The organism is Sinorhizobium chiapasense (genome assembly GCF_045277575.1).
Classification (GTDB): Bacteria; Pseudomonadota; Alphaproteobacteria; order Rhizobiales; family Rhizobiaceae; genus Ensifer; species Ensifer chiapasense_A.
On the sequence record NZ_CP144205.1, the window covers coordinates 3,658,323 to 3,677,696 of the forward strand.

Consider the following 19,374-nt stretch of genomic DNA (forward strand, 5'->3'; position numbering starts at 1 on the left):
GTTAGAACGGGGCATAAGGTGAAACGGAGCGGGAACAAATTTCGGGTGACTGTCGCAGCCGGTCTATCCTTCTGCCTGGCGTTTTCCGGCATGTACCTGCCGATGCCGTCGGTGGCACTCGCCGCCGCTTCCTCGGTCGTACGGATCGTTGAAAGTGGTCCCGGCGTCAAGAAGAAGGTCAGCCTCGGCCTGAACAAGGCCGTGGTCGTCGACCTCCCCGCCGACGCGCACGATATTCTCGTGGCAGATCCTTCGCTGGCCGATGCCGTGACCCGTACGTCACGGCGCATCTACCTCTTCGGCAAGTCCGTCGGTCAGACCAACATCTTCGTCTTCGGTCCCAATGGTGAGGAGATCGTCAGCCTCGACATCGAAGTCGAGCGCGATATCGCCAACCTTCAGTCGAATTTGCGTCGCTTCATTCCGGACGCCGATATCAATGTCGAGATCATCTCCGACAACATCGTACTGACCGGAACGGTGCGAACACCGCTCGATTCCACCCGCGCCGTCGATCTCGCCAAGGCCTTCCTCCAGGGCGGTGAGGCGACCACGCGCAACATTACCGCCCAAGGCAACAACGGCGATGCCGACATCTTCGCAGAAGACCGGCAGGTCTCGCAGATTGTCAACCTCCTGACGATCGACGGCGATGACCAGGTCAACCTCAAGGTCACAGTTGCAGAAGTCAGCCGCCAGGTGCTGAAGCAGCTCGGTTTCAACGGCCGTGTCAGCGATGGCGAAAGCGGCATCGGTTTCCGCAATCCGGCCAATCTCGGGGATGCGGTCGGCGTCGGTGTCAACGCGATTGTCAGAGGGACGGTCGGCGGAACGACGATTGCGAGCTACATCAACGCGATGGAGCAGGCGGGCGTGATGCGCACGCTGGCCGAGCCGAGCCTGACGGCGATTTCCGGTCAAGAAGCAAAGTTCTATGTCGGTGGTGAATTCCGCCTGGCGGGAACCCAGGAAGTTTCGGCCGACGAAAAGACCGGGGACGACAAGGTCACACGCGAAGTCAATGACGTCGAATACGGCATTCGCCTGAACTTCAAGCCCGTCGTTCTGGGCCCAGGGCGCATCAGTCTGCAGATCGAAACAAACGTTTCGGAGCCCACCTACGAGGGATCGGTTGTCACCGGTAACGGCAAAGCCACAGTTCCCGGCAACACCTTCCTTGGGATCCGCAAGCGCGAGGCATCAACCAGCGTCGAACTGCCGTCCGGCGGCTCGATCGTGATTGCAGGCCTGGTTCAGGACAATATTCGCCAGGCGATGTCGGGCCTGCCGGGGGCAGCTAAGATCCCGATCCTCGGAACGCTGTTCCGCAGCAAGGATTTCGTGCGTAACGAGACCGAGCTCGTCATCATCGCGACGCCCTATCTGGTCCGTCCGGTCGCCAGAAGCGCGATCTCCCGGCCTGACGACAATTTCAATCCGGCCAATGATCTCGACAGCTACTTCCTTGGCCGCGTGAACCGCATCTACGGGCGGCCGGAGGCCGCGGCTCCGGCAGGGCGCTATCACGGCAATGTTGGCTTCATCTACAAATAGGTCGGGTCATGACGCTTCGAACCGGTTCCCACAAGTCACCTGAAAGGCCGAATGCCATGCCCCTGAGCACATCCAGCGTCGTCATGCGATGCACGGGCCGCGTGGCCATGCTGGCCATCGCCGGCATCTTCCTTGCGAGCTGCGGGACGAAGGACAATCTCGCCACCGGCTCGATTCCGGACGACTATCGCACGCGGCATCCGATCGTGCTCGCCGAAGGCGAACGCGCCATCGATATCCCGATCGCGTCGGGAGACCGTCGCCTGACCCAGGGAACGCGCGATGTCATCGCCGGTTTCGCTTCCGACTATCACAATTCGGCAAGCGGCGTCGTGCAGATCATGATGCCGCGCGGCGCGGCCAACAGCCATGCAGCGCAAGCGATGCGCAGGGAGATCCGCAGCGTTCTGGTTGCCGCGGGCGTCCCGGCCAAACGCCTCCTCGAGACGAGTTACGACGCCGGAGCCTATGGCGACGCGGCACCGATCCGCTTGAGCTATGTTGCGATTACCGCCCAGACGGCGCCTTGCGGCACCTGGCCGGAGGATCTGAACCTCAACACGATGGAAAACAAGAACTATTACAATTTCGGTTGCGCCTCGCAATCGAACCTGGCCGCCCAGATCGCCAACCCGACAGACTTGCTCGGTCCGCGCCAGACGTCGCCGATCGATGCGGAACAACGCGGTCAGGTCATCAAGGACTGGCGTGGAACCGACAAGAGCGACGGCCCGGTCGTCATCTTCAACTGATAGCGGCGGGATGAGGAAATGAGCACGATCGACTATAAGATCGAGACCGGTGGCGAGGGGGGCGATCCCTTCTTCGACCAGGTGCGTACGGGCGATCTGGAGCAGGTCCGTCCGCTGCCGCGGATTTCGATCCACGCCTTCTGCGAAACCAATGCAATGCAGCGGCTGATGGAGTGTTGCGGGCAGGACCGGCGCATGACGAAGGTCAGCCTGCGCATCAACAGCGGCAGCATCGACGCAGCCGCAAACATGTTCGCGACCGTATCCACTCCCAATCTCATCATCCTCGAGACATCGACCGAACCGCGGTCGCTTCTGGCGGAACTCGCGCCGCTTGCGGAGGTCTGCGACCCGAGTACCAAGGTGATCCTCGTCGGTAAGCACAATGATATCGGGCTCTATCGCGAACTCATCCGCAACGGCATTTCCGAATACATGGTCGCACCGGTGTCCATGCCGGATATTCTCACTGCCGTTTCAGCGATCTTCGTCGATCCGGATGCCGAGCCGCTCGGCCGAAGCATCGCCTTCATCGGTGCAAAGGGCGGTTGCGGCTCGTCGGTGATCGCGCACAATTGCGCCTGGGGCATCTCCAGCCTCTTCTCGACCGAGACCATTCTCGCCGATCTCGACCTTCCCTATGGTACGGCCAATATCGATTTCGACCAGGATCCGCCGCAGGGCATTGCCGAAGCGGTGTTTGCGCCGGAGCGCCTGGACGAGGTGTTCCTTGACCGGCTGCTGACCAAATGCTCCGACCACCTGTCGCTGCTGGCTGCTCCCTCCATGCTCGACCGCGCCTATGATTTCGAGACCGGTGCGTTCCACCCGATCCTGGAGATCCTGCAGCGCAGCGCGCCCGTTTCCGTTCTCGATGTTCCGCATCTGTGGACGGACTGGACCCGCGCCGTGCTCGCGGAAGCCGACGAAGTGGTGATTACCGCGATCCCCGATCTCGCCAGCCTGCGCAACACCAAGAACCTGCTCGACGCCATGAAGAAGCTGCGTCCAAACGACAAGCCGCCCCACCTGGTTCTGAACCAGGTCGGGATGCCGAAGCGTCCGGAGATTACGGCGAGCGAGTTCTGCGATTCGCTGGAAACCGAAGCGGTGGCCATTATTCCCTTTGACGCGGCGCTCTTCGGCAACGCTTCGAACAGCGGACGGATGATCGCGGAAATCGACAAGAAGGCGCCGGCAGCCGAAACGTTCTCACAGCTCGCACATCTCTTGACCGGCCGGGTAACGATGAAGAAGGCCCGGCGCGGCGGACTTGGCAAGGTGCTTGCCGCGCTCGGTAGGAAATAGACAGGACGTAGGATCACGCAAATGTTTGGCAAACGCGGAAACGAAGGCTTCGGCAAAAGCGGTACCCCGGGTCCCGCCGTTCCTCCGCCCGTGGCTGTTGGGCAACCGGCGGCGACCGAACGGCCCGCCGTCCCGGTCCTCGGCGAGCCGACCCCCGCGATCCCGAAGATCCAGCCTGCCGCCGCGTCGCCCGCCCGTCGTCGCACCGCACGAACGGAAGATTATTACGATACGAAGTCGCAGGTGTTTTCGGCGCTGATCGACACGATCGATCTGTCGCAGCTCGCCAAGCTGGATACCGAAAGCGCGCGCGAAGAAATTCGCGACATCGTCAACGACATCATCACGATCAAGAATTTCGCGATGTCGATCTCCGAGCAGGAAGAGCTGCTCGACGATATCTGTAACGACGTGCTGGGATACGGCCCGCTCGAACCGCTGCTTGCCCGCGACGACATAGCCGACATCATGGTCAACGGCGCGGGGCAGACCTTCATCGAAGTTGGCGGCAAGGTACAGGAATCGGAAATCCGCTTCCGCGACAATGCCCAGCTCCTGTCGATCTGCCAGCGTATCGTCGGCCAGGTCGGCCGCCGCGTCGATGAATCGAGCCCCATCTGCGACGCCCGCCTGCCGGACGGATCGCGCGTCAACGTCATCGCCCCGCCGCTTGCGATCGACGGCACGGCGCTGACGATCCGAAAGTTCAAAAAGGACAAGCTGACGCTGGAGCAGCTCGTCCGCTTCGGGTCGGTAACGCCGGAAGGCGCCACCCTGCTGCAGATCATCGGTCGTGTCCGCTGCAACATTGTCATCTCTGGCGGTACGGGCTCGGGCAAGACGACACTTCTCAACTGCCTCACGCGCTACATCGACGCCGACGAGCGGGTGATCACCTGCGAGGATACGGCGGAATTGCAACTGCAGCAGCCGCATGTCGTGCGCCTGGAAACACGCCCGCCGAACATCGAAGGCGAAGGCGAGATCACCATGCGCGATCTCATCAAGAACTGCCTGCGCATGCGGCCGGAACGCATCATTGTCGGCGAAGTGCGTGGCCCCGAGGTCTTCGATCTGCTTCAGGCGATGAACACCGGCCATGACGGCTCGATGGGAACGATCCATGCCAACACGCCGCGTGAATGCTTGAGCCGAATGGAATCGATGATCGCCCTGGGCGGTTACAGCCTGCCAGCCAAGACCGTGCGCGAGATCATTGCCGGATCGGTGGACGTGATCATCCAGGCGTCGCGTTTGCGCGACGGCTCCCGCCGCATTACCCACATAACCGAAGTGGTGGGCATGGAGGGTGACGTCATCATCACGCAGGACCTGATGCGCTACGAGATCGAAGGCGAGGATGCCAACGGACGCATCATTGGCCGCCATACCTCAACCGGCATCGGCCGGCCGCATTTCTGGGAGCGCGCCCGCTACTTCAACGAGGACAAGCGTCTGGCCGCCACCCTTGACACGATGGATAAGAACTAGGAGCCGCGATGTTCGGCACAGACATCACCGTTCTTGCATTGGCCGCTCTTGTCGCGATATCGGCGGCGACGCTTGCCTACGGCCTGCTGTTCTCGCGTATCGAAAGCGAAAAGAAGGCGGAAAGTCGCGTGCGCAAGGTCAGCGCGGCGGAAACGGATCGCGCGAAGGTTAAGGCGGCGCGAGACCGTGTCAGCGAACTGTCGAAGCGGCGCAAATCCGTGCAGGATTCGCTGAAGGAACTCGAAAAGAAACAGCAGGAGCGCTCGGCCAAGTCTTCGCCCTCGATGAAGGTCCGACTGACCCAGGCGGACCTCTCGATGTCCTTGGGACGCTTCTATCTGTTCAGCGCGCTTTTCGGCGTCTTCGCCTTTCTCGTCGCCCTGATCATGGGAGCCGGACCCGCCATCGGCCTCGGAATCGCCTTGATCGCCGGCCTTGGCCTGCCTCGGTGGTTTGTCGGCTTCCTCGTCAAGCGACGCTGCAAGAAGTTTCTCGAGGAGTTTCCGAACGCGCTCGAGATCATGGTCCGCTCGATCAAATCCGGCCTTCCGCTCAATGACGCGCTCCGCCTCATCGCCGCCGATGGGCAGGAGCCGGTCAAGACAGAGTTCCGCCGTGTGGTCGAATCCCAGCAGGTCGGCCTGAGTGTTGCCGAGGCCTGTGCCCGCATGATCAACAGCATTCCGCTTCCCGAGGTGAATTTCTTCGCGATCGTCATCGCCATCCAGGCGCAGGCGGGCGGGAACCTCTCGGAAGCCCTCGGCAACCTGTCGAGGGTGCTGCGCGACCGCAGGAAGATGAAGGCCAAGGTCGGCGCGCTGTCGATGGAGGCCAAGGCGTCGGCCTGCATCATCGGTGCCCTACCATTCATCGTTTCATTACTGGTCTACGTGACCTCGCCCGCATACATGATGGTGCTGTTCACCGACCCGCGCGGCCACCTCATCGTCGGCGCTGGCCTCGTCTGGATGAGCATCGGCATCTTGGTGATGCGTAACATGATCAATTTCGATATCTGAGGCGCATCGATGAGCATGGACCTGATCAAGACGCTGACCGATCGGAACGTCGTCATCGCCGTTCTGGTTTCACTCGCCGTGCTCGCGACATTTTACTCGCTAATCGTGCCGTTCTTCGAACGGGGCGATCTCGGAAAGCGGATGAAGTCGGTTGCGAGTGAGCGGGAGCAAATCCGCGCACGCGAACGGGCGCGGCTTGCCGAAGCACAGAGCGGCAGGGCGAGCCTGCGTGGCCAGAACAACGCCTCGATTCGCCAGGTCGTCGAAAGGCTCAATCTGCGTACGGCGCTCGTGGATGACAACACGGTCAACCGTTTGAAAATGGCCGGCTTCCGCTCACAGAATGCCCTCAATACCTTTCTGTTCGCGCGCTTCTGCCTGCCTTTCCTGTTTCTGCTCATCGCCCTCGTCTACATTTTCGTGCTCGGAAATTTCGTCGAGAAGCCGCTGATGGTGCGCCTCTTCTTCGCGATCGGTTTCGCCTATCTGGGCTTCTACGCGCCGAACATTGTTGTCGCCAATGCCGTCTCCAAACGCCAGGCGTCCATTCGTCGCGCCTGGCCGGACGCGCTGGACCTTCTCCTGATCTGCGTGGAATCGGGCGTGTCGATGGAACTGGCCATGCGGCGTGTCGCAGACGAAATCGCGGCCCAGTCGCAGCCTTTGGCAGAAGAAATGGTGCTGACGACCGCAGAACTTTCCTTCCTGCCTGACCGTCGTGCGGCGCTCGAAAACCTCGGCCTCCGCACCGGCCTCGAGGAGGTCAAGTCGGTCGTCCAGGCCCTCATCCAGGCGGACCGCTACGGTACGCCGATCGCCCAGGCCCTGCGTGTTCTTGCGCAGGAAAGCCGCGATCAGCGCATGACGGCGGCTGAAAAGAAAGCGGCGGCGCTGCCGCCGAAGCTGACGGTGCCGATGATCCTCTTCTTCTTGCCGGTGCTGGTCGCCGTCATCCTCGGACCGGCCGGCATCCAGATCGCCGATAAGTTCTAAAACGCGTCGCCGACCTTGAGATTCGACCTTGCGCTTTGCGCGGTGTGTTTTGGAGGATAGCCGGTGGCAGTCGAACCTGTCTCGGCGTTGCACCAGATCGCCGCCGTAGGCGGCAACCGGGCGCGCAGTAATCCGCCTCGGTTAGCTTGAAATCACCCGTCCGGGGAGCGCTTGCGCGCGCGACCGCGGGGATTTGCGCTCTTCGTTAGTTGGTGGCCTTTGCCTCGTCAGCCTTGGCGAGTTGCTTCCACGCTCCCTGCTGGGAGAGCATCGAGCGCAGATAGGCGACGTTCGCTTCCGCCTGTTCGCTGGAAAGCTCCTGCCGGGCGATTGTCTCGGCCTCTTGAAAACGGCCCTGAAGCCCGACGGCCAGCGCCAGGTTCTGCCGCACGCTGCTATCGGCGCCGGGCTGGCCTGCTGCCGACTTGAGATAGGTTTCTGCCGTGCGAAGATCCTTGGTCAGGAGGTAGGACATGCCAAGGTTGGAGAGCACGGACGGCTCATTCGGCTTGAGGTCGAGCGCTTCGCGGTAGCGCGTGCGCGCCTCCTGCGGGCGTCCGAGCTGGTCGAGGATCGCGCCCTCGGCCGATTTCAGCTTCCAGTCCGGACGGTCTGGGGTCTGGGCCCGGCTGATCGTCGCCAGCGCCTGGTCGAGCTGGCCGGCCGCGGCCTGCGCCTTGCCATAGGCGCCGAGCACTTCCCGGTCCGATGGATTGTTGATCGCGACCTGCTGCATGACGGCGAGGGCCTGCTCGTTGCGGCCGGTCATGCGCAGAAGGTTGGCGTAGTTCAGCCCGGCTTCGCGATCCCTCGGGTTCTTTTCATAGGCCTGGCCGATGCTTTCGGCCGCTGCCGAAAGCTCCGTCGCGGTCATCGACTGCACCGGCTTCGGCGTGCGCGAAATCGAGCCCGTGGTCAGTTCCTTCTTCGGCTGATTGGCGCAGCCCGCCAGCGTGAGCGCCACCAGCGCAATCGCCGTGCCCTGGAAGAGATAAGCGGCTTTCAAGCGTGAAGTCGTGCGTTTGGCCATGAGTGTCCCCAGCATGCATTCGCGCACCTGAACTTCAGACAACACCGGCGCAACTTTCACTCCAGCAATAATCTGTTAACCCTAACAGAGCGTTAATGGCGCGATTCCATCTCTGTCAGCCGAGGACTTTCATGGCTCCCTATCAGTTCATCGAGCGGCCGTCGCCGTTCAACACCAGCGCCGGCAAGACCCTGCCGATCTTCGCGGTCACGCCGGCGCACATCGAGACGGGGACGATCGATCCGATCGCTTTGGACTGGGCGCGCAAGGCTGGCTTTACCGCCGAATCCGGCGCGGTGCTGTTGATCCCGTCTTCCGACGGCCATCTCGGCGGCGCGCTCTTCGGTCTCGGCAGCAACCCGTCGGAGGCGCCGTTTCTGGCCGGCAAGCTGGCGCGTGCACTGCCGGCCGGCAAGTGGCATATCGAAACCGCCCCGCTGACCGCCAACCGGCTGGCGCTCGGCTACGGCCTCGGCTCCTATCGCTTCGAACGCTACAAATCCGCCAAGGGTGAGCCGCCGACGCTGCTAATCCCCGCCGACGCCGACGCGACTGACATCAAGCGGCAGCTTGCCGGCGTATTCCTGGCGCGCGACCTCATCAACACGCCGACCAACGATATGGGACCGGAAGCGCTCGAGGCGGCATTCCGGGCGCTGGCCGCCCATTACAAGGCCGATGTCTCCGTCATATCAGGCGAAGCGCTGCTGACGCAGAACTTCCCGCTGGTCCATACCGTCGGTCGCGCCAGCGCCGAGGCGCCGCGCCTTCTCGAGTTGCGCTGGGGCAAGAAGGGTCACAGGAAGATAACGCTGGTCGGCAAGGGCGTCTGCTTCGATACCGGCGGCCTCGACATCAAGCCGTCCGCCTCAATGCTGCTGATGAAGAAGGACATGGGCGGTGCCGCCAACGTGCTCGGCCTCGCGCTGATGATCATGGACGCCAAGCTCAAGGTCGATCTGCGCGTCATTGTGCCGGTGGTCGAAAATTCGATCTCCGCCAATGCCTTCCGCCCCGGTGACATCTACCGCAGCCGCAAGGGGCTGACGGTTCAGATCGACAACACCGATGCCGAGGGCCGGCTGATCCTGGCGGATGCGCTGGCTTACGCCGACGAGGAAAAGACCGACCTGCTCGTCGATATGGCGACGCTGACCGGCGCCGCCCGCGTCGCGCTTGGCCCGGACCTGCCGCCGTTCTTCACCGACGATGCCGATCTCGCCCACGATCTCTCGGAAGCAAGCCTCGAGGTTGACGATCCGATGTGGCGCATGCCGCTCTACAATGGCTACGACAAGGACGTTTCGGCGCGGATCGCAGATCTCACCAATGCGCCGGGGGGCGGCATGGCCGGCTCGATCACCGCGGCGCTCTTCCTCAGGCGTTTCGTCACCAATACCAAGAGCTGGGTGCATTTCGACATCTTCGGATGGGCGCAGTCCGAGCGGCCGCATTCGCCGGTTGGCGGCGAGGCACAGGCCATCCGGGCGCTCTATCATCACATCCAGAAGATGGCGAAATAGACTGGCCCTATTCGGTCTGTAAAAAGAAACGCTTGCGTAACGATCCGCCGCTATCGTGGCGGATCAGTCTCATGCGCAGGAGCCGCCATTGCCGATCGAGCTTACGCCTTCCCAGGCCCTCGGGCTTTGGCATGCGGTGTCGCTCGCCCAGGTTCGTGTCGACAGCCGCGACCTGACCTTGCGGCAGTTGGCGATCCTCCTGCATATCTACCTCGTGCCACCGCCCCATACCGTGCGCGGTCTGGCGGCGACGCTGGGCGTCACCAAGCCGGTTATCACCCGCGCGCTCGATACCATGGGGGCGCTTGGTCTTGTCGATCGCGTCCGCGATGACCGCGATCGCCGCAACGTCGTCATCAAAAGGACAGTCGAGGGTGCCATCTATCTTGAAAAATTCGGTGACCTGATCATTGATCAGGGCCGCAAACAGCCCAAGTGAGTAGATATGTCTGCACTCCCCGATCGCCGCTTGAATGCCTATCGACCCGACCTCGCAGAGAGCCGTCTTCGCGGTGTGGTGCAGGCCGAACGCTATGTCGAGGGAAGCGTAGCCCGCGTCTCGGTTCCGGTTGCGCCCCTGCGGGCGAAGCCCGAACTCACCTGCGGCACCGACACGGAGCTGCTGCTTGGCGAATCGGTTCGGGTGCTCGACACCAACGCGAGCTGGTGCTGGGTGAAGGCCGATCTCGACGGTTATGTCGGCTACCTGCCGGAATATTGCCTCGCGCCGGTGGTCAAGAGCCCGACACATATCGTCTCAGCGCCGCGCACCTTCGTCTATACCGGCCATGATCTGCGCCTTCCGACCGTTTATCCGCTGTCGATGGGCAGTCGCTTGACGGTTGTCGACGAGCGTGAGACCCGGGGAACGCGCTACTTTCTGCTCGATGGCGGCCAGGCGGTCATCGCCAATCACTGCATCGAGGTCGGCAGTGTCGTGCCGGGAGACTATGTCTCGGTCGCTGCCCGTTTCGTCGAAACGCCGTATCTCTGGGGCGGTCGCTCCGGCTTCGGCATCGATTGCTCCGGCCTTGTGCAACTGTCGATGATGATGGTCGGCAGGCTCGCGCCGCGCGATTCGGACATGCAGGCGACAGGCCTGGGAACGCCGATTGCGCGCGAGGAACTCAAGCGCGGCGACCTCGTCTTCTGGAAAGGGCACGTCGCGCTGATGGAGGACGACAAAACCCTGATCCATGCCAACGGTCACACGATGACCGTTGCGCGCGAGGGGTTGGAAGCCTCGATCGAACGTATTGGTTGGCTCTATGAGCAGCCGACGGGCTATCGTCGTCCCTGATTGCCCGTTGTGCGGGGGAAGGAGGCTACTGCTTGCTTCGTCGTCGCCGATCCAGGGACAAAACGCATTCAAAGCGCTGCAGCGACAGTTCCATGTCTGAAAGGACGCGCGACGCTGTAAGCTTGTGCGCCGCGCCTCAGCTCGATCAATAGCCGGCTACTTTGTCGACCACATGTTCGAGCGGCTGCCCGCTCTCGAAGCGGGCGATCTGGTTCTCGACATGGCGGAACAGCGCCTTGACGTCGGAGGATGCCGCCACATGCGGCGTCACATAGACGTTCGGCATGGTCCAGAAGCGGCTGTCGCGGACAAGCGGTTCCTCTTCGAAGACATCGAGCGAGGCGCCGCCGAGCACGCCACTGTCGAGTGCCTTCAGGATATCGGCTTCGACCTGGCTGCCGCCGCGGCCGGCATTGATGAAGACAGGCGCACCGAACGGGCCATTGCGGCTGAGTTTGGCAAACAGGCGCAGATTGAAGATACCCCGCGTATCCGGGGTCAGCGGCAGCAGGCCGACGAGGAAATCCGTGCGCGCCAGGAAGGTGTCGAGTTCGCTGCCGCCAAAGGTCTCGATGCCCGGGACTGACCTCTTGGTTCGCGACCAACCCACCACCTTGAAGCCCATCAGGGAGAGCTTGCGGGCGGCGTCCTGGCCGAGCACGCCCATGCCCATGATGCCGACCGTGACGTCGGCGGCTTCCGGCTGGGTCAGATCCCGCCACTCGCGCTTCGCCGCCAGCGCCTCGTAGGCGCGGTGCTGGCGCAGATGCATGAGGCACTGCATGACGACCCATTCGCTCATGCGCGTCGTCAGCGTCTGATCGACGAAGCGCACGAGCGGGACCTCGGGAAGACCGGGAAGCGTCAGCACGTGATCGACGCCGGCACCGCCGGAGAAGACCACCTTGAGATCAGGCGCCCGCTCGAAGAGGTCCGGTGCCGATTTCCAGACGACCGCATAGTCGATGCCCGAGAGGTCGCGATTGTGATGCACGACATCGGCGCGATTGATCACCTCGCGATCGGGAAAGGCGCCGCGAAGGGCCTCCTCCACCTCTTCCGGAATGAACTTCAGATCGACGATGACGGGGCTCTTTGCAGACATTGCGGGCACTCTACTGGCGGATCGCGTTGAGATTGACGGCTTCGATGTTAAATGCGGCCGCCATCAGCGCCTTGGTATAGTCCTCGGTCGGCGCGTTGAAGATGCGTTCGGCCGGCCCCTGTTCCACCACCTTCCCCATGCGCATCACGATCATCTCGTTCGCAAGTGCCCGCACGACTTTCAGGTCGTGGCTGATGAACAGATAGGCGAGGTCGTGTTTACTCTGCAGGTCACGCAGAAGATCGACGACCTGCGCCTGCACGCTCATGTCGAGGGCCGAAGTCGGTTCGTCGAGCATGACGAATTGCGGCTTGAGCACCATGGCACGGGCGATGGCGATGCGCTGGCGTTGCCCGCCGGAAAATTCGTGCGGGTAGCGCCAGCGGGTCGAAGGATCGAGGCCGACCTCGTCGAGTGCGGCGGCGACGCGCGCATCGCGCTCGTTTTCAGAGAGGGATCGCTCGTGGATCTTCAGGCCCTCGGCAATGATGTCGGCCACCGACATGCGCGGGCTGAGCGAGCCATAGGGGTCCTGGAAGACGATCTGCATCCGGTTTCGCAGCGGCCGCATCTCGTTGAAGCTGTAACGGTCGATGTCCTTGCCGACGAAGGCGATGCGTCCCTTGGACGAGATCAGTCGTGTCAGCGCCAGCCCGAGGGTCGTCTTGCCGGAGCCGGATTCCCCGACGACTCCGAGCGTCTGACCGGCACGCAGCCTGAGGTCGATACCGTCAACCGCCTTCACATGGTCGACCACCTTACGCAGGAAGCCGGCCTTGATCGGGAACCAGACCTTCATGTCGGAGGCTTCCATCACGATCGGCTTCGACGCATCAGAGGGCGGCGGGTTGCCCTTCGGTTCGGACGCCAGCAGATGGCGGGTATAGGCGTGTTGCGGGTTGGCGAAGATCTCGGCGGTCGGTCCGGTCTCGACAATCTTGCCCTTGGTCATCACGCAAACCCGGTCGGCGATCTTGCGTACGATGCCGAGGTCGTGGGTGATGAACAGCATCGACATGCCGTGTTCGTCCTTGAGCTTCTTCAGAAGCTCGAGGATCTGCGCCTGGACGGTGACGTCGAGCGCGGTCGTCGGTTCGTCGGCAATCAGCAGTTCTGGCCGGTTGGCGAGCGCCATGGCGATCATGACGCGCTGGCGCTGGCCACCGGAGAGCTCATGCGGATAGGCGCTGAGGCGCTTCTCCGGCTCACGAATGCCGACCTGGTTCAGGAGTTCGAGAATGCGGGTGCGCGCAGCGGCCCCTTCGAGCCCCTGGTGCAGTTCGAGGATCTCGCCGATCTGCCGCTCGATCGAATGCAGCGGATTGAGCGAGGTCATCGGTTCCTGGAAGATCATGGTGATGTCGTTGCCGCGCACGTTGCGCAGCTCCGGGTCATTGGCCTTCAGGAGGTCCTTGCCGTTGAAGAGGATCTCGCCGCTCGGATGGCTGGCGGAAGGGTAGGGCAGAAGCTTCAGGATCGAATTGGCCGAGACCGATTTGCCGGAACCGGATTCGCCGACGAGCGCAACGGTCTCGCCGCGCTGGATGTCGAAGGAGATGTGGTCGACCGCAATGGAGGTGCTGCCGCCCTGATGGAAGGCGACGGAGAGGTCACGGACCGAGAGAAGGGGATCTGTCATCGTCGCGCTCACCGGAACGTCTTTCTCGGGTCGAAGGCGTCGCGCGTTGCCTCGCCGACGAAGATCAGCAGCGACAGCATGATCGACATGACGCAGAAGGCCGTCAGTCCCAACCAGGGCGCCTGCAGGTTGGATTTGCCCTGGGCGATCATCTCACCCAGCGAAGGCGAGCCCGGCGGCATGCCGAAACCGAGGAAGTCGAGAGAGGTCAGCGTCGTGATCGAGCCGGAGAGAATGAAGGGCAGGAAGGTCAGCGTTGCGACCATCGCGTTCGGCAGCAGGTGGCGATACATGATCGTGCCGTTGCCGACTCCGAGGGCGCGGGCTGCGTTCACATATTCGAAGTTGCGTGCCCGGAGGAACTCGGCGCGCACGACGCCGACGAAGCCGACCCAGGAAAACAAGAGCATGATGCCGAGCAGAATGAAGAAGCCGGGCGGCAGGATCGCGGCGATGATCAGCAGGATGTAGAGCACCGGCATTGACGACCAGATTTCGATGAAGCGTTGCATCAGGAGATCCGTCCAGCCACCGAAATAGCCCTGGACGGCGCCGGCCGTAACGCCGATCACGGCGGAGGCGATGGTCAGCGTCAGGCCGAAGAGCACCGAGATTCGGAAGCCGTAGATCATCCGCGCCATGACGTCGCGCGCCTGATCGTCGGTGCCGAGCCAATTGAGATTGCCGACGACGCAGTTGCGGTCGTTCACACCGTCCGGATAGGCGGAGCAGCGCTCCTCCTTGCTCATCAGCCAGAAGGGCGCCGTCGGCGCCGAATGCGGGATGTTGGAATTCACCGTCTGGTAGGAATAGCGGATCGGCGGCCAGATCATCCAGCCGTTAGCCTCGATCTCGTCGCGAATGAAGTCGGAGCGGTAGTCGGTTTCCGCAAGGAAGCCGCCAAACTTCTCTTCAGCGTAGTTGATGACCACGGGAAACAGCAGTTCGCCCTTGTAGGAGGCAACGATCGGCCTGTCGTTGGCGATGAACTCGGCACAGAGGCTGAGCCCGAAGAGCACGAGAAAGATCCAGAGCGACCAGTAGCCGCGCCGGTTTGCCTTGAAATTCTGCCAACGCCGCTGGTTGACCGGGGATAGCCAGCCGCGCGGCGGCACGGCCGCGGGGGCAGTCGGAGAGGTCGTCACATCAGCCATCAGACATCCCTCCGCTCGAAGTCGATGCGCGGATCGACCCAGGTGTAGATGAGGTCCGAGAGCAGGCTGACGAGCAGGCCCATCAGCGAGAAGATGAAGAGCGTCGCGAAGACGATCGGATAGTCGCGCTTGACGACCGAATCATAGCCGAGACGGCCGAGACCATCGAGCGAGAAGATGTATTCGATCAGCAGCGAGCCGGTGAAAAAGGCCGAGATGAAGGCACCGGGAAAGCCGGCGATGATGATGAGCATGGCGTTGCGGAACACGTGGCCGTAGAGCACCTGGCGATCGTTGAGCCCCTTGGCGCGCGCCGTCGTCACATATTGCTTCTTGATCTCGTCGATGAAGGAATTCTTGGTGAGGAGCGTCGTGGTCGCAAACGCCGAAAGCAGCAGCGTGATCAGCGGCAGCGTCATGTGCCAGATATAGTCGAGCGGCTTCTGCCACCAGGGCAATTGCCAGAAATTGTCCGAGACGATGCCGCGCAGCGGGAACCAGTCGAAGAACGATCCGCCAGCGAACACGACGATCAGCAGGATGCCGAACAGGAAGCTCGGCACGGCATAGCCGATGATGATGACGCCGGAGGTCCACACATCGAAGGTGGAGCCGTCGGTGACCGCCTTCTTGATGCCGAGCGGGATGGAGATCGCGTAGGAAAACAGGAGAATCCAGAGGCCGAGCGAGATCGAGACCGGCATCTTCTCCTTGATGAGATCGATGACCGAGGTGTTGCGGAAGAAGCTCTCGCCGAAATCGAAGCGGATATAGTTCCACATCATCGTGACGAAGCGTTCGAGCGGCGGCTTGTCGAAGCCGAACTGCTTTTCAAGTTTGGCGATGAATTCCGGATCAAGACCCTGGGCGCCGCGATAGCGGCCGCTTTCCTCGCCGCCGCGCTGCAGCAGGTCGCCGCCATTGCCGCTCAGCCGATCGGAGCCGCTGGCATTGGTAAGTTCAGAGATCACCTGCTCGACCGGGCCGCCCGGCGCGAACTGAACGACGATGAAGGAGATCGCCATGATCCCGAACAGCGTCGGGATCATCAGCAGCAGGCGGCGCAGGATATAGGCACCCATCAGGCCAGCCTTTCGATCGACGTGTGGGCGGTGGCCCGGACCCGCGAAGCGTCGGCATGCCGTCTATGATGTCTCAATCCTTGCGTCTCCTTGCGGCTGTCAGGCCCGGATCGGGGCTGGTGCTTGTTTCAGTGATTCGTTTTTTTGCATTTGGAATCGAGACGCCGCTGGAGTGCAAGGACTTCATTTGGCAGCGGCGGTTTTCGACCACCAGATCTCGGGAAAGCCGATCGCATAGGTCGGTAGCTCGGCAGGCCGGGCGAACTTGTCCCAATAGGCGATGTGCATGTCCCTGCCGTAGTAGAGCGGCACGACGAAATCGTGCGCGAGCAGGACGCGGTCGAGGGCTTTCGTCGCCGCTACGAGCGCCTTGCGGTCCTTGGCGAAGATCACCTTTTCGATCAGCGCGTCGACACCGGGATCGGCGATCCCGGCATAATTTCGCGAGCCGGGCTCCTTGGCGGCCCTCGATCCCCATTGGTCGAGCTGCTCGTTTCCGGGGCTGAGGGTCTCGCCCCACACGATCCAGGTCATGTCATAGTCGAAGGCGCGCGTGCGGTTGGTGTATTGCGACGGATCGACCGTGCGTACGCGCGCATCGATGCCGATCTTCTTGAGGTTCTGCGCATAGGGCAGTGCGACGCGCTCGAGCGTGGCGCTGCTCAACAGGATCTCGAACGAGAACGGCCTTCCCGATTTTGCCTCGACCATCCGGTTGCCCTTCAGCTCGTAGCCGGCTTCCTTGAGCAGGGCGATCGCCTGGCGCAGGTTGTCGCGCCCTGCCTGCGGCGTGCCCCCCACGGGGTTCTTGTAGGGCGTCGTGAAGACTTCCGGTGGCACCTTGTCCTTCACTTCGTTGAGGATGGCGAGCTCATCCCCTTCCGGCAGGCCCGAAGAGGCGAGCTCCGTGTTCCAGAAGTAGCTGTCGACCCGCGTATACTGGTTGTAGAAGACGGTGCGGTTCATCTCTTCGAAGTCGAAGGCATAGTTCAGTGCCTGGCGCACCCGTTCGTCGTTGAAGGGCGCCCGGCGCATGTTGGGCACCAGGGCCTGCATGATGCCGGTGGCCTTCAGCGGATTGGGCAGGCTCTCGCGCTTGATGCGGCCGTCCTTGACCGCCGGGAAGTCATAGCCGGTGGCCCAGCGGCTCGCCTGGTTCTCCTGCCAATAGTCGCTGTTGCCCGAACGAAACGCCTCGAACTCGACATCGCGGTCACCGAAGAACGTATAGCTGATCGAGCCGAAATTGTTGTGTCCGACATTGACGTTGAGCGACTTGCCCCAATAGTCGTCCCTGAGCTCGTAGCGGATTGTCGCTCCGGCCGAAAAGGAAGCGATCTTGTAGGGGCCGGAGCCCATCACCGGTTCCAGCGTCGTCTTGTTGATGTCGCGCGGCTTGCCATCCGGCCCTTGCCCCTCCCACCAGTGCTTCGGCAAGATCAGGAATTGCCCGAGAATATTTGGCAGTTCGTGGTTGTTCTTCTCGTCGAAATGGAAGGTGACGTCGCGTTCTCCGGTCTTTTCGGCCGACTTCACGTGCTTGTAGTAGTTCGAATAGAGCGGATTGAGTTCCTTGGTCTTATCGAAGCTGAAGATGACGTCTTCCGGCGTCACCGGCTTTCCGTCCGCCCATTTCGCTTCCTGCCGCAGGCGGAAGGTGGCCGAAGAGATGTCGGCGGGATAGGAGACGCCCTCGGCAAGCAGGCCATAGGCCGTCGAGATTTCGTCGTCCGCGGGCTTCATCAAGGTGTCGAAGACCAGCGCCAAACCGACGGCGGCCTCGCCCCTGTCGAGGATCGGATTGAAGGTATCGAAGGTGCCGGTGTTCGAGAGCCTGACGTCGCCGCCCTTCGGTGCGTCCGGATTGACATAGTCGTAGTGCGGGAAGTTGGGCTTGTATTTGAGTTCGCCGACGAGCGACAGCCCATGATGCCAGTCGGGGTGTTCGGCATTGGCTGCAGGAGGAAGGAGAAGAAGCGCCGCAGCCAGAAGTGACGTTGCGAGGCCAGGTTTCATGGTCCTGCAGAAGTTTGGCATCCAGCCGGTACCCCTTTATATTTCAATCTTCTTTTTTGAGAGCATAGGCGAAATCCCGGCAATTGACAGGCACTGCCGCAAATCAGGCGAAATTTTTGAGTCACATCCCGGTGATTCACGACCGCGTGAGTCGCAAGGCTCAGGCAAAGACCTGGCTCTAGGATAGGGGTTCGTAGGACATCGCAGGCTGCGCGTCGGCGCGGATGTCCGCGGGACAAACGGGACGAGTTTTGATGATTGCTCCATTTCGACGCTGCGGTTCGGCGCTTCTGGCGCTCTTGCTGGGCACAAGCCTACTGATTGCCGACAATGCGGTAGCGGACGAAACGCCGGCCAAGGCGCTGTTCGGCGCCAAGGCCCTGCCGGCCGAAATGGCTGCCAACCCCTATGGTTTCTACGCCAAGGGTTGTCTTGCCGGCGGGGTCGCGATCCCGACCGACGGGCCCACCTGGCAGGCGATGCGGCTGTCGCGCAACCGCCGCTGGGGTCACCCGCAGATGATCTCGCTGATCGAACAGTTTTCGCGTGATGCTGCCGAAAAGGTCGGCTGGCCGGGCCTTTTGCTCGGTGATATCTCGCAGCCGCGCGGCGGCCCGATGCTGTCGGGACATGCCTCCCACCAGATCGGCCTCGATGCCGATATCTGGCTGACGCCGATGCCGCAGCGCACGCTCACCTATCGTGAGCGCGAGGATATCTCCGCGACCTCGATGTTGCAGAAGAACAAGTTCCTGACCGTCGACCGTTCCATTTGGACGCCGAAACACGCGCAGCTCATCATGCTGGCCGCGAGTTACCCGCAGGTGGAGCGCGTCTTTGTCAATCCGGCGATCAAGAAGAAGCTCTGCGACACCTGGACCGGCGACCGTTCGGCGCTCGGCAAGGTTCGGCCGATCTATGGTCACGACTATCACTTCCACATCCGCATCAAATGCCCGGCGGGTGCAACGAGCTGCAAGGATCAGGCGGCCGTGCCCGCTGGCGATGGCTGCGACAAATCGCTGGCCTGGTGGTTTACCGACGAGCCCTGGGCGAAGCCTGCGAAGAAGCCGGGCGAAAAACCCGTGAAGCCGAAGGTGACGACGCTCGCCGACCTGCCGAAGGCCTGTGCGCTGGTGCTGAACGGCCCCGCGCCGGCCTCGGAAGAGGCCGCCACCTTTGGCACGGCCTATCGCGCGGCTGCGCCGGCCCCCGCGGCCGAGAAGGGGATAGAGCAGGTGATCGGCGCTGTCGCAGGCGACGTGCCGCCGGCCGATGTTCCGGTGCCGCTGGCCCGTCCGACCTTGCAATAGATCATGGACGCATGAGCGGAGTGGGAAGGCTTCAACCTTTCCATTGCCGCAGCGTTCATGTATAGGGCGATCAAATCGATTTAAAGATTGATGCG

Annotated in this window: 16 protein-coding genes; 10 read left to right on the top strand and 6 right to left on the bottom strand. The window is 62.2% G+C overall.

Annotation, left to right across the window (positions count from 1 at the left end):
- Positions 1 to 90 precede the first annotated feature (90 nt).
- Genes QM996_RS17530 through QM996_RS17555 form a run of 6 tightly spaced genes read left to right on the top strand, consistent with a single transcriptional unit; the run spans position 91 to position 7,117 of the window.
- The gene (locus QM996_RS17530) at positions 91 to 1,554 is read left to right on the top strand and encodes a type II and III secretion system protein family protein (RefSeq protein WP_500270348.1); all 1,464 of its coding nucleotides are present in this window, start codon (positions 91 to 93) and stop codon (positions 1,552 to 1,554) included.
- Between the two features lie 56 nt (positions 1,555 to 1,610).
- The gene (locus QM996_RS17535; RefSeq protein ID WP_500268518.1) at positions 1,611 to 2,306 is read left to right on the top strand and encodes a CpaD family pilus assembly protein; all 696 of its coding nucleotides are present in this window, start codon (positions 1,611 to 1,613) and stop codon (positions 2,304 to 2,306) included.
- Positions 2,307 to 2,324: 18 nt separating this feature from the next.
- Positions 2,325 to 3,614, top strand: coding sequence for a CpaE/TadZ family protein (locus QM996_RS17540; protein WP_500268519.1), 1,290 nt, complete (start codon positions 2,325 to 2,327; stop codon positions 3,612 to 3,614).
- Positions 3,615 to 3,635: 21 nt separating this feature from the next.
- On the top strand, positions 3,636 to 5,105 hold the full coding sequence (locus tag QM996_RS17545; RefSeq protein ID WP_500268520.1) for a TadA family conjugal transfer-associated ATPase: 1,470 nt from the start codon (positions 3,636 to 3,638) through the stop codon (positions 5,103 to 5,105).
- Between the two features lie 8 nt (positions 5,106 to 5,113).
- Positions 5,114 to 6,124 (top strand): type II secretion system F family protein, encoded by a 1,011-nt coding sequence (locus QM996_RS17550; RefSeq protein WP_500268521.1) that lies wholly within the window; start codon positions 5,114 to 5,116, stop codon positions 6,122 to 6,124.
- 9 nt (positions 6,125 to 6,133) lie between these two features.
- Positions 6,134 to 7,117: a type II secretion system F family protein gene (locus QM996_RS17555; RefSeq protein ID WP_500268522.1), complete on the top strand. Its 984-nt coding sequence runs from the start codon at positions 6,134 to 6,136 to the stop codon at positions 7,115 to 7,117.
- 205 nt (positions 7,118 to 7,322) lie between these two features.
- Here the strand turns inward: QM996_RS17555 and QM996_RS17560 are convergent, their stop codons facing one another.
- The gene (locus QM996_RS17560; protein WP_500268523.1) at positions 7,323 to 8,147 is read right to left on the bottom strand and encodes a tetratricopeptide repeat protein; all 825 of its coding nucleotides are present in this window, start codon (positions 8,145 to 8,147) and stop codon (positions 7,323 to 7,325) included.
- 131 nt (positions 8,148 to 8,278) lie between these two features.
- Between QM996_RS17560 and QM996_RS17565 the strand changes: the two genes are divergently transcribed.
- From QM996_RS17565 to QM996_RS17575, 3 genes are all read left to right on the top strand, one after another.
- Positions 8,279 to 9,670, top strand: a complete 1,392-nt coding sequence (locus QM996_RS17565; RefSeq protein WP_500268524.1) for a leucyl aminopeptidase family protein — start codon at positions 8,279 to 8,281, stop codon at positions 9,668 to 9,670.
- An 88-nt stretch (positions 9,671 to 9,758) separates the two neighbouring features.
- Positions 9,759 to 10,109: a MarR family transcriptional regulator gene (locus tag QM996_RS17570; protein ID WP_173515084.1), complete on the top strand. Its 351-nt coding sequence runs from the start codon at positions 9,759 to 9,761 to the stop codon at positions 10,107 to 10,109.
- Between the two features lie 6 nt (positions 10,110 to 10,115).
- The gene (locus tag QM996_RS17575; RefSeq protein WP_500268525.1) at positions 10,116 to 10,970 is read left to right on the top strand and encodes a C40 family peptidase; all 855 of its coding nucleotides are present in this window, start codon (positions 10,116 to 10,118) and stop codon (positions 10,968 to 10,970) included.
- Between the two features lie 145 nt (positions 10,971 to 11,115).
- On the opposite strand, the gene QM996_RS17580 is transcribed toward QM996_RS17575, so the two are convergent.
- From QM996_RS17580 to QM996_RS17600, 5 genes are all read right to left on the bottom strand, one after another.
- On the bottom strand, positions 11,116 to 12,075 hold the full coding sequence (locus QM996_RS17580) for a 2-hydroxyacid dehydrogenase (RefSeq protein ID WP_500268526.1): 960 nt from the start codon (positions 12,073 to 12,075) through the stop codon (positions 11,116 to 11,118).
- Positions 12,076 to 12,085: 10 nt separating this feature from the next.
- On the bottom strand, positions 12,086 to 13,714 hold the full coding sequence (locus QM996_RS17585) for an ABC transporter ATP-binding protein (protein WP_500268527.1): 1,629 nt from the start codon (positions 13,712 to 13,714) through the stop codon (positions 12,086 to 12,088).
- Positions 13,715 to 13,722: 8 nt separating this feature from the next.
- On the bottom strand, positions 13,723 to 14,868 hold the full coding sequence (locus QM996_RS17590; protein ID WP_500268528.1) for an ABC transporter permease: 1,146 nt from the start codon (positions 14,866 to 14,868) through the stop codon (positions 13,723 to 13,725).
- Positions 14,868 to 15,950: a microcin C ABC transporter permease YejB gene (locus QM996_RS17595; RefSeq protein WP_173515089.1), complete on the bottom strand. Its 1,083-nt coding sequence runs from the start codon at positions 15,948 to 15,950 to the stop codon at positions 14,868 to 14,870. The genes QM996_RS17590 and QM996_RS17595 overlap by 1 nt, the downstream gene beginning before the upstream one ends.
- A gap of 183 nt (positions 15,951 to 16,133) precedes the next feature.
- Positions 16,134 to 17,987, bottom strand: coding sequence for an extracellular solute-binding protein (locus QM996_RS17600; protein WP_500268529.1), 1,854 nt, complete (start codon positions 17,985 to 17,987; stop codon positions 16,134 to 16,136).
- A gap of 233 nt (positions 17,988 to 18,220) precedes the next feature.
- Here QM996_RS17600 and mepA point away from each other — a divergent pair, with 233 nt between their 5' ends.
- Positions 18,221 to 19,279, top strand: coding sequence for a penicillin-insensitive murein endopeptidase (mepA, locus tag QM996_RS17605; RefSeq protein WP_500268530.1), 1,059 nt, complete (start codon positions 18,221 to 18,223; stop codon positions 19,277 to 19,279).
- The last annotated feature ends 95 nt before the right edge of the window (positions 19,280 to 19,374 follow it).